This is a genomic window from Kitasatospora sp. NPDC001132 (assembly GCF_053598415.1).
Window position 1 is genome coordinate 186,868 of sequence record NZ_JBSFKF010000010.1, and the last position, 12,820, is coordinate 199,687.

Sequence of the window (12,820 nt, forward strand, 5' to 3'; positions counted from 1 at the left end):
GCAGGTGGCGGGGCGGGCCGCGGGACCGGTGGCGGGGCCGGGGTGCGGGCGGGCTCGGGGCCGGGATGCGGGCGGGCACGGGACCGGGTGCGGGCCGGGTGTGATGCAGCAGGCGGAGGCAAGCGATCGGATCATCTGTATGCTCGCCGCCATGCCACCGACACCCGACGCCACCGCGCCGGGCGCCGCAGGACCCGACCGGGAGGTGCCCGACCGGGGGCGTGCGGACGCCTGCCCCGGAGCGCTTCGTCTGCATGCGGCCGACGACGGCGCCCTCGCCCGGATCCGCCTGCCCGGCGGGCTTCTGACGGATCGTCAGGCGCTCGCACTGGCCGAGGCGGCCGAGGCCCTCGGCGACGGCGAACTGGAGACCACCTCGCGCGGCAACGTCCAGTTGCGCGGCCTGGCCCCGCACTGCGCGTCCGAGCTCGCCGACCGGTTGCGCGCCGTCGGACTGCTGCCCTCGGACACCCACGAGCGGGTCCGCAACATCGTCGCCTCCCCGACGGCCGGGCTGGACGCCGCCGACGGCACCTCCGGCAGCCGCGGCAACGCCGATGTGCAGGCCTGGGTACGGGAGTTGGACGCGCGCCTGTGCGCGAGCGACTGGGCGGCCGGGCTCTCCGGCAAGTTCCTGTTCGCGCTGGACGACGGGCACGGCGACGTCGCCGCGCTCGACGCCGATGTGACATTGATCGCAGGCCCGGACGGCACCCGGCTGCTGCGCCTCGGGCGCGACGACCACGGGCACCCGGTCGAGGCCGGGCGGGAGGTCACCGCCGTCCTGGACGCGGCCCGCTCCTTCCTGGCAGCGCTGCGGACGAACGGACGCAAGGCCTGGCACCTGCGCGAGGTCCCCGAACTGCTGCCGGCCGGCTCGGTACCGCTGCCCGCCTTCGCCGGTGCCGCGCCCGCCGTCGGCGCGCTGCCCGGCGGACTCTCGGTGGGACTGCGCTTCGGCCGGGCGAGCGCCGGACAGTGGCGGACGCTGGTCGCCGCCTCGGCCGGTGAACTGCGGCTGACCCCCTGGCGCGGGGCGGTCCTGCCCGGCGCACCGGCCGACCGGCTGCCCGCGCTCGCCGCGGCCGGCTTCCGCACCGAGCCGGGCTCGGCCTGGGAGCGGGCCACCGCCTGCACCGGACTGCCGGGCTGCGCCAAGTCGCTGGCCGACGTCCGTACCGACGCGGCCCGGGCGTTGGACGCCGGTGCCGGTGCCGGTGCCGGTGTCGGTGCCGGGCCGGCTGGTGCGGTGCCCACCCGGCCGCCCGTCCGACTGCCTGTCCGACTGCCCGTCCACTGGTCGGGCTGTGAGCGGCGCTGCGGCCATCCCGCCGGGCGGTGGGTGGACGTGCTGGCGACGGGGCGCGGCTACCGGGTGACGGTGAACGGCGCCGCCGCCGACGCGGCGGATCCCCGGGCGACGAGCGTCGGCGCGACGAGCATCGATGTGACGAGCATCGACGTGACGAACGAGGAGATGGCCGAGGCGGTCGCCGAGGCCAGGAGGACCACGAAGTGATCGAGTACGAGAAGGACGGCGCGTCCATCTACCGCCAGTCCTTTGCCACCATCCGCGCGGAGGCCGACCTGGCCGCCCTCCCGGCGGACGTCTCCCAGGTCGCGGTGCGGATGATCCACGCCTGCGGGATGGTCGACCTGGTCGAGGACCTGGTGTACTCGCCCGGCGTGGTCGCCTCCGCGCGCGCCGCGCTGCGCGCCGGTGCGCCCATCCTCTGCGACGTCAACATGGTCGCGAGCGGTGTCACCCGCAAGCGGCTGCCCGCCGACAACGAGGTGATCTGCACCCTCACCGACCCGTCGGTGCCCGAACTCGCCCGGGCGATGGGCAACACCCGCAGTGCCGCGGCCATGGAGCTGTGGCTGCCCCGGCTGGAGGGTGCGGTGGTCGCCGTCGGCAACGCGCCGACCTCGCTGTTCCGGCTGCTGGAGATGATCGAGGCGGGCGCCCCCCGACCCTCCGCGGTGATCGGCGTCCCGGTCGGCTTCATCGGCGCCGCCGAGTCCAAGCAGGCCCTGGCCGAGCACCCCTCCGGCCTGGAGCACCTGGTGGTCCGCGGCCGGCGCGGCGGCAGTGCGATAGCCGCTGCCGCCATCAACGCGATTGCGAGCGAAGTAGAGTGACGGATCCTCAGAACGCCACGGGTCGGCTGTACGGCGTCGGGCTCGGCCCGGGCGACCCGTCGCTGGTGACCGTCCGCGCCGCCGAACTCATCGGCAAGGCCGACGTGGTGGCCTACCACAGTGCCCGGCACGGCCGGTCGATCGCGCGGTCGATCGCCGAACGGTACCTGGCGGGTGGGCAGATCGAGGAGAAGCTCGTCTACCCGCTCACCGTCGAGACCACCGACCACCCGGGCGGCTACCGGGGCGCGCTGGACGAGTTCTACGAGGAGGCCGCTGCCCGGCTGGCCGCCCACCTGGACGCCGGGCGCGACGTGGTGGTCCTCGCCGAGGGCGACCCGCTCTTCTACGGTTCCTACCAGCACATGCACAAGCGGCTGGCGCACCGCTACCCGACCGAGGTGGTGCCGGGCGTGACCTCGATCAGCGCGGCCGCCGCCCGGCTCGGACAGCCGCTGACCGAGGCCGAGGAGACGCTCACCGTCATCCCCGGCACGCTGCCCGAGGAGGAGCTGACGGCGCGGATCGCGGCTGCCGACTCGGCCGTGGTCATGAAGCTGGGGCGCACCTTCCCGACCGTCCGCCGCGCCCTGGAGCGGGCGGGACGGCTGGCCGACGCGCAGTACGTTGAGCGGGCCTTCATGGCGGGCGAGCGGATCGCCCCGCTCGCCGAGGTCGACGACGAGACGGTGCCGTACTTCTCGGTCGCGGTGCTGCCGAGCAAGGTCGCGCCGCTGGAGCCGGAGGTCCGGCTGTCGGACGGCGTCGGCAGCGTGACCGTGGTCGGCACCGGGCCGGCCGGACCGCTCTGGCTGACCGCCGAGGCGCGCGGAGCGCTGTCCGAGGCCACCGACCTGGTCGGCTACACCACCTACCTGGACCGGGTGCCGGAGCGTCCGGGGCAGCGGCGGCACGGCTCGGACAACAAGGTGGAGTCGGAGCGCGCCGAGTTCGCCCTGGACCTCGCCCGGCGCGGGCACCGCGTCGCGGTGGTCTCCTCGGGCGACCCGGGGGTGTTCGCGATGGCCACCGCCGTCCTGGAGGTCGCCTGTGAGGAGGCGTACCGGGACGTCCCGGTACGGGTGCTCCCCGGGATGACCGCAGCCCACGCCGCCGCCTCCCGGGCCGGCGCCCCCCTGGGGCACGACTACGCGACGGTGTCGCTCTCGGACCGGCTCAAGCCCTGGGACGTGGTGGCGAAGCGGTTGCGGGCCGCGGCCGAGGCGGACCTGGTGCTCGCGCTGTACAACCCGGGCTCGAAGTCCCGGACCACCCAGGTCGGCCTCGCCCGGGACCTCCTGCTGGAGTACCGGGCGCCGGAGACCCCGGTGGTGATGGCCCGCGACGTCGGCGGCCCGACCGAGCAGGTGCGGATCGTCCGGCTGGGCGAACTCGACCCGGCGCTCGTCGACATGCGGACCATCCTGCTGATCGGCTCCTCGCAGACCCGGGCGGTCGAGCGGGGCGGCGGCGTGGAGGTCGTCTGGACGCCGCGGCGGTACCCGGAGGAGTAGCGGGCGCCGGGTGACGGGCGACGGATGACAGATGTCAGCCGACGGATGTCAGCTGACAGATGACGGACGACAGATGACAGCGAACAGATTTCATCATCTGTTCGCTGTCATCTGTCATTCGTTCGCCGTCCTCCGGCCGCCGCTCTCCGCTCCGCGGCCCCCCGCTACCGGGTCGGCTTGGTGATCAGCAACTCGGTGTTGTGGTCCGTACCCGTGCCCAGCAGTGCCGTGGCGCGGCCGTTCGGGTCGTTGTACGACAGCTCGCGGTAGAGCGCCGCGAGGTTGGCGTCCGAGGTGCTGCCGAAGTCCGTCCCGTACGGTGCGGAGGACTCGATCAGCGTGGTGAACAGCGAGAGCGTGCCGTCCCCGTTGTCCGCGATCTCGATGATCCGCCCGTGCTGCGGGTAGTCGATGTGCGAGGCGGTGTTGATCTCCCAGAACGCCCGCTCCGGCACCGCGTGCCCGTGCGGCGTGATCTTGTTCATGTGGGTGTGCCCGTTCACCCACGCGACCACGTTCGGGTAGCGCTGGAGCAGCGCCACCAGCTCGTTGCCGTCGTGCCGCCCCTCGAAGATGTTGCGCGGGTCCGGCAGCAGGTTGCCCATCGTGCCGCTGGTGTGGTGGCTGAAGACGAGGACCAGCTCGTCCGTGCTCCCGCCCGTCACCTTGCGCCCGTCGGCGTCGTACCAGTGACCGCTGTGCGCCTGCAACTGCTGCTCCAGCCAGCGCAGTTGCGCGGTGCCCAGCGAACCGTCGGCGAACCCGGCCTGGTTGGTGGTGTCCAGGCTGATGCCGACCACCTTCTCCGAGATGCGGAAGGTGTAGTAGAGCTTGCCGCTGTTCGCCATGTCCGAGGTGAAGCCGTGCCCGTACGGGCCGGCGCCGGTGACCGCCGGGTTCAGGTGGGCCTTGGCGAACTCCTTGAGCGTGAACGGCCGGCGGCGCTCGTCCGGGGTGACCTTGCGCACCAGGTCGCCGCCGGCGATCAGCTTCGCCAGCAGCAGCACGGCGCCCGCCGGGTCGCGGCGCAGCGAGTCCATCAGCTGGGCGGCCGTGGCGTCGTCGCAGCCCTCCAGCTTGTACTGGCCGGTGTAGAGGTCGTTCAGCAGTCCGAGGTCCGGCAGCGAGCCCTCGATGCTGTCGTCGTGGTTGCCGACCGTGGTGTACCAGGGCGTGCGCAGGCCCGGTGCGTCGAAGGGACGTCCGGCGGCCGACAGGAAGCCGGGTATCTGCGGGAAGCCCTTCGCCTTGTAGCCGTCGCTGTAGGCGAGTTCGGGGTTCCAGTAGGCGGCGTTGCCGGAGTTCTGGACACCTTCGTAGCGGCCGAGGTCGCCGGTGCTCTGGGCGAGCCGGCCGCCGCCCATGACCTTGAGGTACCAGTCGAGTTCGGCGAGCTCGTGGTTGTCGGTGTTGTCGCCGGTGGCCATCACCATGCTGAACGGCATCCCGGTGTAGGGGCCGCCGGCGAGCGAGTTGACGCGCTCGACGAGGGCCGACACGCCGCGGGCGTTCAGGGCCTCCTGCGGCCGGTACGCGCTGCCGTTGAACTTGGCCAGGTACTCGAAGCGCACCGGGGACTCGGTGTCCACCAGGTGCAGGTCGCTGAACTGGACGAAGCTGGCCAGGCCGGTCCGGCGGTCGTCCCGCCCGGTGGTCGCCGGCGCCAGCTCGCCGCGCACCACCAGCGGCCAGCCGGGACCGGCCGTCAGCCGCTTGTAGCCGCCGGTGCCGACCGGCGTGGCCACCTGCTCCAACGTGGTCCCGGCGACCCTGACCGCCCGCGCGGCCGTCGTCGCCAGCGCCCGGTCGCGCGCCGCGGCCGAGGCGAACTGCGCGCCGCCCAGCGACAAGGCCGACCAGGCGGCAGCCACCGACGTACCGGTGAGGAACGTACGCCGACTCATCCCTGCCACAAAAACCCCCACATGCTGATGGCCCGGCGGGGCAGTCGACCCCGGCCGGGCCCACGTCTGTCATGAACCCGCTTCTGGCGGACCGCCAGATTACTCACTGGTAGGCGCGGCGGGCGAGGCCCGTGCGGAGAACTCTTCGGGAACGCGGGGCGGCCGCCCCTGCGCAGCTCCCGCACGAGACGCCTCCACGCCGCGCACGACGCGGCCCGCCACCACCCCCGGTCGGGCCCCGCCCGGCCCGGTGGGGGAAAATCGGCGACGGCGTCCGAGGTGGCCGCCGAGCGGAGCGGGACGGCGCGGGCGCTGTCGGAAACGGGGCGCAGGTGGCCGCAGCAGGAGCCGAGCCGGGAGTGGGAGCCGCGAACGGAGCGGCCGGAGCGGGCGGCCGGGCCGGCCAGCTGAAGAGCAGTGGCCTGCGGCCCGGCTGGACGACGGGCGCCTGCGCCACCGCCGCCACCAAGGCCGCGTACACCGCGCTGCTCACCGGGGAGTTCCCGGACTCGGTGGTCGTCACCCTCCCCAAGGGCCAGCAGCCCGCCTTCGCCCTCGCGGCCGAGGAGCTGACGACGGCTGAGGAGCTGACGCAGGCCGAGGAGCTGACGGGGGCCGAGGGGCCGGACGGCTCGACCTGTGCCGACGGGCCCGCCGGCACCGACGGGCCGACCGCCGCGCAGTGGCCGGCCGCCGGAGGCGAGCGCATCGCCGCCATGGCCGGGGTGGTCAAGGACGCGGGCGACGACCCCGACGTCACCCACGGCGCGCTGATCCGCTCGACCGTGCGGTCCGGCGAGCCCGGTGCCGGCGTGGTGTTCCGGGCCGGTCCGGGGGTGGGGGCGGTCACCAAGGCCGGCCTGCCACTGCCCGTCGGCGAGCCCGCGATCAACCCGGTGCCCCGGCAGATGATCCGGGACGCCGTCGCCGAGGTGGCCGCCGCGCACGGCGGCAGCGGAGACGTGGTGGTCGAGATCTCCGTCGACCACGGCGAGGAGATCGCCAGGTCCACCTGGAACCCCCGGCTCGGCATCCTCGGCGGCCTCTCCATCCTCGGTACGACCGGGGTGGTCGTCCCGTACTCCTGCTCGGCCTGGATCGACTCGATCCGCCGCGGGGTGGACGTGGCCCGGGCGGCGGGGCGTACCCACGTGGCCGGCTGCACCGGCTCGACCTCGGAGAAGGTCGCGGTCGCCGAGCACGGGCTGCCCGAGGACGCGCTGCTGGACATGGGCGACTTCGCCGGTGCCGTGCTCAAGTACCTCAAGCGCCACCCGGTGCCCCGGCTGACCATCGTGGGCGGCTTCGCCAAGCTGTCCAAGCTCGCGGCCGGCCACCTCGACCTGCACTCGGCGCGCTCCCAGGTGGACAAGGGGTACCTGGCCGAACTGGCCCGCCGCGGCGGGGCGGACGAGGTGCTGGCCGAGGCGGTCGCGGGCGCCAACACCGGCCTGGAGGCGGTGCAGTTGTGCCGCGCCGCCGGGGTGCCGCTCGGGGACCTCGTCGCCGAGGCGGCCCGGGCGACGGCGCTCGGCGTGCTGCTGGGCTCGCCGGTCGCGGTGGACGTCATCTGCATCGACCGCGCGGGCACCGTCGTCGGCCGCGCGGAGCCGCTGGGGCCGTGACGCCGCAGGACGGCGACCGCCGCCGGGGTCGTGACGCCGCGGGACGGCGACCGCCGCCGGAGCCGTGACATTGTCACGAGTGTCACGACGATGCGACAACATCACCTGATGATGTGAAGAACTGACGCCCATACGGGATGAGAAACGGACAAATCGGGTACTGCATCGACCTCCGATTCTGTCGTCATCTCAGCCATGAGATATCGTCTGGCGAGTGACAGGCGACTACCTCACCCGTATCGGCACCCTCATCCGTACCGCGCGCCAGCACCGGGGCTGGTCCCAGGCGCAGCTCGGAGAGGCTCTCGGAACCAGCCAGAGCGCGGTCAACCGCATCGAACAGGGCAAGCAGAACGTCAGCCTTGAGATGATCGCCCGCATCGGGGAAGCCCTCGACAGCGAGATCGTCTCCCTCGGCTACTCCGGCCCGATGCACCTGCGCGTCGCCGGCGGCACCCGGCTCTCCGGCGCGATCGACGTCCGCAGCAGCAAGAACGCCTGCGTGGCGATCCTCTGCGCCTCGCTGCTGACCACCGGCCGCACCACGATCCGCAGCGTCGCCCGGATCGAGGAGGTCTACCGCATCCTCGAGGTGCTCACCAGCATCGGCGTCAGAAGCCGCTGGATCAACGAGGGCCGCGACCTCGAACTGACCCCGCCCGCCGAGCTGGACCTCGCGGCGATGGACGTCGAGGCCGCCCGCCGCACCCGCAGCGTGCTGATGTTCCTCGGCCCGCTGATGCACCGCGCCCAGCGCTTCGCCATCCCGTACGCGGGCGGCTGCGACCTCGGCACCCGCACCGTCCAGCCGCACCTGACCGCGCTGCGCCGCTTCGGCCTGGAGGTCGCCACCACCGGTGGCGCCTACCACGCCTCGGTCGAGCCGGGCACCCCGCAGGACCGTCCCATCGTGCTGACCGAGCGCGGGGACACCGTCACCGAGAACGCCCTGCTGGCCGCCGCCCGGCACGACGGCGTCAGCGTCATCCGCAACGCCTCGCCCAACTACATGGTCCAGGACCTCTGCTTCTTCCTGGAGAAGCTGGGCGTGAGGATCGAGGGCATCGGCACCACCACCCTCACCGTGCACGGCGTCCCGGAGATCACCTGCGACGTCGACTACACCCCGGCTGAGGACCCGGTGGAGGCGATGAGCCTGCTGGCCGCCGCCGTCGTCACCTCCTCCGAGCTGACCATCCGCCGGGTGCCGATCGAGTTCCTGGAGATCGAGCTCGCGGTCCTGGAGGGCATGGGCCTCGACTACGACCGCACCCCCGAGTATCGCGCCCACAACGGCCGCACCCGGCTCGTCGACCTCACCGTGCGCCCCTCCAAGCTGACCGCGCCGATCGACACCATCCACCCGATGCCGTTCCCCGGCATCAACATCGACAACGTGCCGTTCTTCGCCGCCATCGCCGCGGCCGCGCACGGCACCACGATGATCCACGACTGGGTGTACGACAACCGCGCGATCTACCTGACCGAGCTGACCCGCCTCGGCGCCGACGTCAAGCTCCTCGACCCGCACCGCGTGCTGGTCCAGGGCCCCACCCGCTGGCGCGCCGCCGAGATGGTGTGCCCGCCGGCCCTGCGCCCCGCCGTGGTCATCCTGCTCGCCATGCTCGCCGCCCAGGGCACCTCCGTGCTGCGCAACGTCTACGTCATCAACCGCGGCTACGAGGACCTCGCCGAGCGCCTCAACTCCATCGGCGCCCGGATCGAGACCTTCCGCGACATCTGACCGGCCGACGTGCCACTGACCAGCCTCAGCCGTCGAGGCCGGTCAGCAGCACCGCGACCTCCAACCCGGTGTTCAGGTAGTCCACGAACACCGGGTTGTTCAGCGCCCAGGGCGAGCGTCGCTCCCGGACCAGCCGGACCGCCTCGCCGCACTCGTACCCGAGGCCGACCAGTGCCTGCGCCACCACCAGGCCCGAGCGGTTGTACCCGGAGTGGCAGCGCACCAGCGTGCGCCGGCCCCGGCGGACGGCGGACGCGGTGAGCTCCGCCGCCTCCTGGACGGCGAGCAGCTGGCCGGGGGAGAGCGGGCCGTCGGGCACCTCCCGGACGACGTGCTCCACCCCTGGCGCCGGGCCGTGCCCGGGGAGCGTGAACAGGCTGACCACCAGGTCGAACTCCGCCCGCACGGTCGCGAGTTCCAGCTCGCCGCCGGGCGGGGTGTAGTAGTGCCCGCCCATCCAGAGTCCGGGGACGATCTCGTTCCAGGGCTCGGACGGCCCGGGAGTCTCGCGTTCCTTCTGGCGGGTGCGCACTGCCTGCTCGTTCCTTGCTCTCGGGTGGCTGCTCGGTGCTGCTCGATGCTCTTTTTTCGGCGCCGTTCGGCGCTCTTCGCCGCTACTCGCCGGTGGTGCCGTCGAGGCGTTCGCGGAGCGTCCAACGACTCCGCGGCGGCGACGAGTTCCCTGGCGTGGTCGCACTCGCGACGCCAGATCGCGAAGGCCTCGTCGGGGTCGGCGGTGTCGGTGTCGAACTCGGCGAAGGAGCCGTCCGGGTGCTACCGGAAACCGGGTGCGCCTTCGTCGTCGAGGACGTTGCGGAACCAGCTGCGCTCCACCTCGGCGAGGTGGCGGGCAGGACCGAGCAGGGAGAGCCCGGACGGCTCCAGCGCGGCCCGCCCCGCTTCAGCCGCGGCCCAGCCCGGCCCGGGCGGCCTGGTGGGAGCGTCAACGGCCTTGCCCTCTAACGCAGTTGCTCCAGCCAGTGCAGCGCGCCCGGGACGTCGGGTGTGACCGGGACGCCGTCCGGCACCGGTGGGCGCTCCACGATGATGACGGGCAGGCCGAGTCCGCGGGCGGCGGTCAGCTTGGGGGCGGTCGCGGCGCCGCCGCTGTCCTTGGTGACCAGGACGTCGATGCCGCGCCCCCGCAGCAGCGCCTCCTCGCCCTCGATCGTGAACGGCCCGCGGTCCAGCAGGACTTCGCACGAGGGCGGCAACGGAGGCTCGGGCGGGTCCACCGACCGGGCGAGGAAGTGGACCCCGTCCAGGTGGGCGAAGGCGGCGACGCCCTGCCGGCCGATGGTGAGGAAGACCCGTTCCCCGCGCCGGGGCAGCAGTTCGGCCGCCGCGGCGAGGGAGGGGGCGGGGAGCCAGCGGTCGCCGTCGACCCGGGTGAAGCCGGGGCGGCGCAGCACCAGCAGGGGGACGCCGGTGGCGGCGGCCGCGAGGGCGGCGTTCCGCGAGATTCCGGCGGCGAACGGGTGGGTGGCGTCCACCACCGCGTCCACGCGTTCCGTGCGCAGCCAGTCCGCCAGTCCCTCCGGCCCGCCGAAGCCGCCGATCCGCACCTCCCCGGCGGGCAGCCGGGGCCGGGCGACCCGGCCGGCCAGCGAGCTGGTGACCCGGAGCGCGGTCGGGGCGAGTTCGGCGGCCAGCGTCCGCCCTTCGGTGGTCCCGCCGAGGATCAGGACGTGCCGCATCAGGCGCCGCAGGGCTCGTGCGGGCGCTCGCGGTCCGCCGAGTAGAGGTGGCTGTCGCGGAACTGCTCGGCGGCCAGCGTGCGGCCGACGATGATGACGGCGGTGCGGACCACGCCCGCCGCCTTGACCTGCTCGGCGATGTCCCCGACGGTACCGCGCAGCACCAGCTCGTCGGGGCGGCTGGCCATCGCGACCACGGCGGCCGGGCAGTCGGCGCCGTAGTGCGGGAGCAGCTGCTCGACCACGTCGTCCACGTACGAGGCGGCCAGGTGCAGCACCAGCAGGGCGCCGCTGCGACCGAGGGTGGCGAGGTCCTCGCCCTCGGGCATCGGGGTGGCGCGCTTGGCGATCCGGGTGAGGATGACGGTCTGGCCGACGGTCGGGACGGTCAACTCCCGCTTCAGCGCCGCCGCGGCGGCGGCGAAGGCGGGCACGCCGGGGACCACCTCGTACGGCACGCCGGCCGCGTCCAGGCGGCGCATCTGCTCGGCGACGGCGGAGAAGACGGACGGGTCGCCGGAGTGCAGCCGGGCCACGTCCTGGCCGGCCTCGTGGGCGGCGACCAGTTCGGCGGTGATCTGGTCCAGGTTGAGCTGCGCGGTGTCGATCAGGCGGGCGCCGGGCGGGCACTCGTCCAGCAGCTCGCGCGGGACCAGGCTGCCCGCGTACAGGCAGACCTCGGCGCGGGCCAGGAGGCGCTGGCCGCGCAGGGTGATCAGGTCGGCCGCGCCCGGGCCTGCTCCGATGAAGTGAACGGTCACGAGGCGTTCTCCTGAGGGGTGTTGAACACGGCGGCGTCGGGTTCGGCGATGTCTGGGTCGGCGGTGTCGGACTTGGCGGTGTCGGGCTTGACGGCCAACCACTGGGTGACCGGCATGGCCTGGCGCCACCCGGTGAAACCGCCCACGGGGACGGCGTGGGCGACGGAGAGTTTGACGAGCTCCCCGCCGTGGCGCCGGTACCACTCGGTCAGCAGCGCCTCGGACTCCAGCGTCACGGTGTTGGCGACGATCCGGCCGCCGGGGCGCAACGCGGACCAGCAGGCGTCCAGCAGACCGGGCGCGGTGAGGCCGCCGCCGATGAACACGGCGTCGGGGGTGGGGAGTTCGGCGAGCGCGGCGGGAGCGGGGCCGGTCACCACACGGAGCCGGGGCACCCCGAGCGCGGCGGCGTTGCGGGCGATCCGCTCGGCCCGCACCGGGGCGCGCTCGATGCTGACGGCCTGGCAGTCGCGGTGGGCGCGCAGCCACTCGATCGCGATCGAGCCCGAGCCGCCGCCGACGTCCCAGAGCAGTTCGCCGGGGGACGGGGCCAGCGTGGCGAGGGTCGCGGCGCGGACGTGCCGCTTGGTGAGCTGGCCGTCGCTCTCGTACGCGGTGTCGGGCAGGCCGGGGACGACGGAGGTGCGGGGGCCGTCGCCGAGGTCGACGGCGATGACGTTCAGCGGGTCGCCGGGCGGGTGCGGCCAGCCGTCGGCGGGGCCGTCCAGGTGGCGTTCGGAGGGGGCGCCGAGCTGTTCGAGCACCCGCAGGTGGGCGGTGCCGTAGCCGCGGGTGGTGAGCAGTGCGGCGACGGCGGCCGGAGTGGCGGCGTCGGCGCTGAGCACCAGCAGGCGGCGGCCGGGGTGGAGGGCGAGGGCGAGCGAGTCCAGCGGTCGGCCGACCAGGCTGACGACCTCGGTGGCCTCCAGCGGCCAGCCGAGCCGGGCGCAGGCGTAGGTGACGGAGGAGGGGTGCGGCAGGACGCGCAGGCGTTCGGCGCCGACGGTCTCGGCGAGGGTGCGGCCGATGCCGTAGAACATTGGGTCGCCGCTGGCCAGCACGGCGATGCGGCGGCCGGCGTGGGCGGCGACCAGCCCGGGGACGGCGGGGCGCAGCGGGGACGGCCAGGGGACGCGTTCGGCGGTGACCTCGTCCCGGGGGAGCAGGTCCAGTTGGCGGGGCCCGCCGACGACGACCTCGGCCTCCCGGAGCGCGGCCCGGGAGCCGACCGCGAGGCCGGGCCAGCCGTCGGCCCCGATCCCGACGACGGTGATCGGGGGTGGCAGCTCGGGCACCGGGTGGCTCCTCGTCGATCGATGGGCCGATGAGCAGGAAAACTCACTGGCCGGGGCAGCCTACCTGGCGGTCTGTGGGAGGTTCGGTGGCGGATGACAACCGACAGGCGGCAACCGACGGCCGACGACCGACAAGTG

10 protein-coding genes are annotated in these 12,820 nt (G+C 73.9%); 5 read left to right on the forward strand and 5 right to left on the reverse strand.

The genetic code is table 11. The features are described from left to right. Window positions 1-139: 139 nt before the first annotated feature. Genes ACWDBE_RS16660 through ACWDBE_RS16670 form a run of 3 tightly spaced genes read left to right on the forward strand, consistent with a single transcriptional unit; the run spans window position 140 to window position 3,656 of the window. Window positions 140-1,519 (forward strand): hypothetical protein, encoded by a 1,380-nt coding sequence (locus ACWDBE_RS16660; RefSeq protein WP_449808385.1) that lies wholly within the window; start codon window positions 140-142, stop codon window positions 1,517-1,519. Then, entirely contained in the window at window positions 1,516-2,142 is a 627-nt protein-coding gene (locus ACWDBE_RS16665; RefSeq protein ID WP_449788777.1) for a precorrin-8X methylmutase, read from the forward strand. Before ACWDBE_RS16660 ends, ACWDBE_RS16665 begins: the two co-directional genes overlap by 4 nt. Then, on the forward strand, window positions 2,139-3,656 hold the full coding sequence (locus ACWDBE_RS16670) for a precorrin-2 C(20)-methyltransferase (RefSeq protein WP_449808386.1): 1,518 nt from the start codon (window positions 2,139-2,141) through the stop codon (window positions 3,654-3,656). Before ACWDBE_RS16665 ends, ACWDBE_RS16670 begins: the two co-directional genes overlap by 4 nt. A 164-nt stretch (window positions 3,657-3,820) precedes the next feature. On the opposite strand, the gene ACWDBE_RS16675 is transcribed toward ACWDBE_RS16670, so the two are convergent. Continuing rightward, on the reverse strand, window positions 3,821-5,560 hold the full coding sequence (locus tag ACWDBE_RS16675; protein ID WP_449788775.1) for a TIGR03767 family metallophosphoesterase: 1,740 nt from the start codon (window positions 5,558-5,560) through the stop codon (window positions 3,821-3,823). Between the two features lie 359 nt (window positions 5,561-5,919). Between ACWDBE_RS16675 and ACWDBE_RS16680 the strand changes: the two genes are divergently transcribed. Continuing rightward, window positions 5,920-7,185: a cobalt-precorrin-5B (C(1))-methyltransferase gene (locus ACWDBE_RS16680; protein WP_449808387.1), complete on the forward strand. Its 1,266-nt coding sequence runs from the start codon at window positions 5,920-5,922 to the stop codon at window positions 7,183-7,185. A 214-nt stretch (window positions 7,186-7,399) separates the two neighbouring features. Then, window positions 7,400-8,929 carry a UDP-N-acetylglucosamine 1-carboxyvinyltransferase gene (locus ACWDBE_RS16685; RefSeq protein WP_449788773.1) on the forward strand — a complete coding sequence of 510 codons (1,530 nt, stop codon included), beginning with the start codon at window positions 7,400-7,402 and terminating at the stop codon, window positions 8,927-8,929. Window positions 8,930-8,954: 25 nt separating this feature from the next. On the opposite strand, the gene ACWDBE_RS16690 is transcribed toward ACWDBE_RS16685, so the two are convergent. The 4 genes from ACWDBE_RS16690 to cbiE all read right to left on the reverse strand — a co-directional run bounded on the left by ACWDBE_RS16690 (window position 8,955) and on the right by cbiE (window position 12,682). Further along, window positions 8,955-9,461: a protein-tyrosine phosphatase family protein gene (locus tag ACWDBE_RS16690; RefSeq protein ID WP_449788772.1), complete on the reverse strand. Its 507-nt coding sequence runs from the start codon at window positions 9,459-9,461 to the stop codon at window positions 8,955-8,957. A gap of 427 nt (window positions 9,462-9,888) precedes the next feature. Continuing rightward, window positions 9,889-10,626, reverse strand: a complete 738-nt coding sequence (locus tag ACWDBE_RS16695; RefSeq protein WP_449788771.1) for a cobalt-precorrin-6A reductase — start codon at window positions 10,624-10,626, stop codon at window positions 9,889-9,891. Continuing rightward, on the reverse strand, window positions 10,626-11,387 hold the full coding sequence (cobM, locus tag ACWDBE_RS16700) for a precorrin-4 C(11)-methyltransferase (RefSeq protein ID WP_449808388.1): 762 nt from the start codon (window positions 11,385-11,387) through the stop codon (window positions 10,626-10,628). Before cobM ends, ACWDBE_RS16695 begins: the two co-directional genes overlap by 1 nt. Then, on the reverse strand, window positions 11,384-12,682 hold the full coding sequence (gene cbiE, locus ACWDBE_RS16705) for a precorrin-6y C5,15-methyltransferase (decarboxylating) subunit CbiE (protein WP_449808389.1): 1,299 nt from the start codon (window positions 12,680-12,682) through the stop codon (window positions 11,384-11,386). The genes cobM and cbiE overlap by 4 nt, the downstream gene beginning before the upstream one ends. Window positions 12,683-12,820: the final 138 nt, after the last annotated feature.

What these genes read in the sequence shown, in the direction of transcription:
- ACWDBE_RS16695 (WP_449788771.1), bottom strand. Translation starts at nt 10,626, where the DNA reads ATGCGGCACGTCCTGATCCTCGGCGGGACCACCGAAGGGCGGACGCTG.
- ACWDBE_RS16675 (WP_449788775.1), bottom strand. Translation starts at nt 5,560, where the DNA reads ATGAGTCGGCGTACGTTCCTCACCGGTACGTCGGTGGCTGCCGCCTGG.
- ACWDBE_RS16660 (WP_449808385.1), top strand. Translation starts at nt 140, where the DNA reads ATGCTCGCCGCCATGCCACCGACACCCGACGCCACCGCGCCGGGCGCC.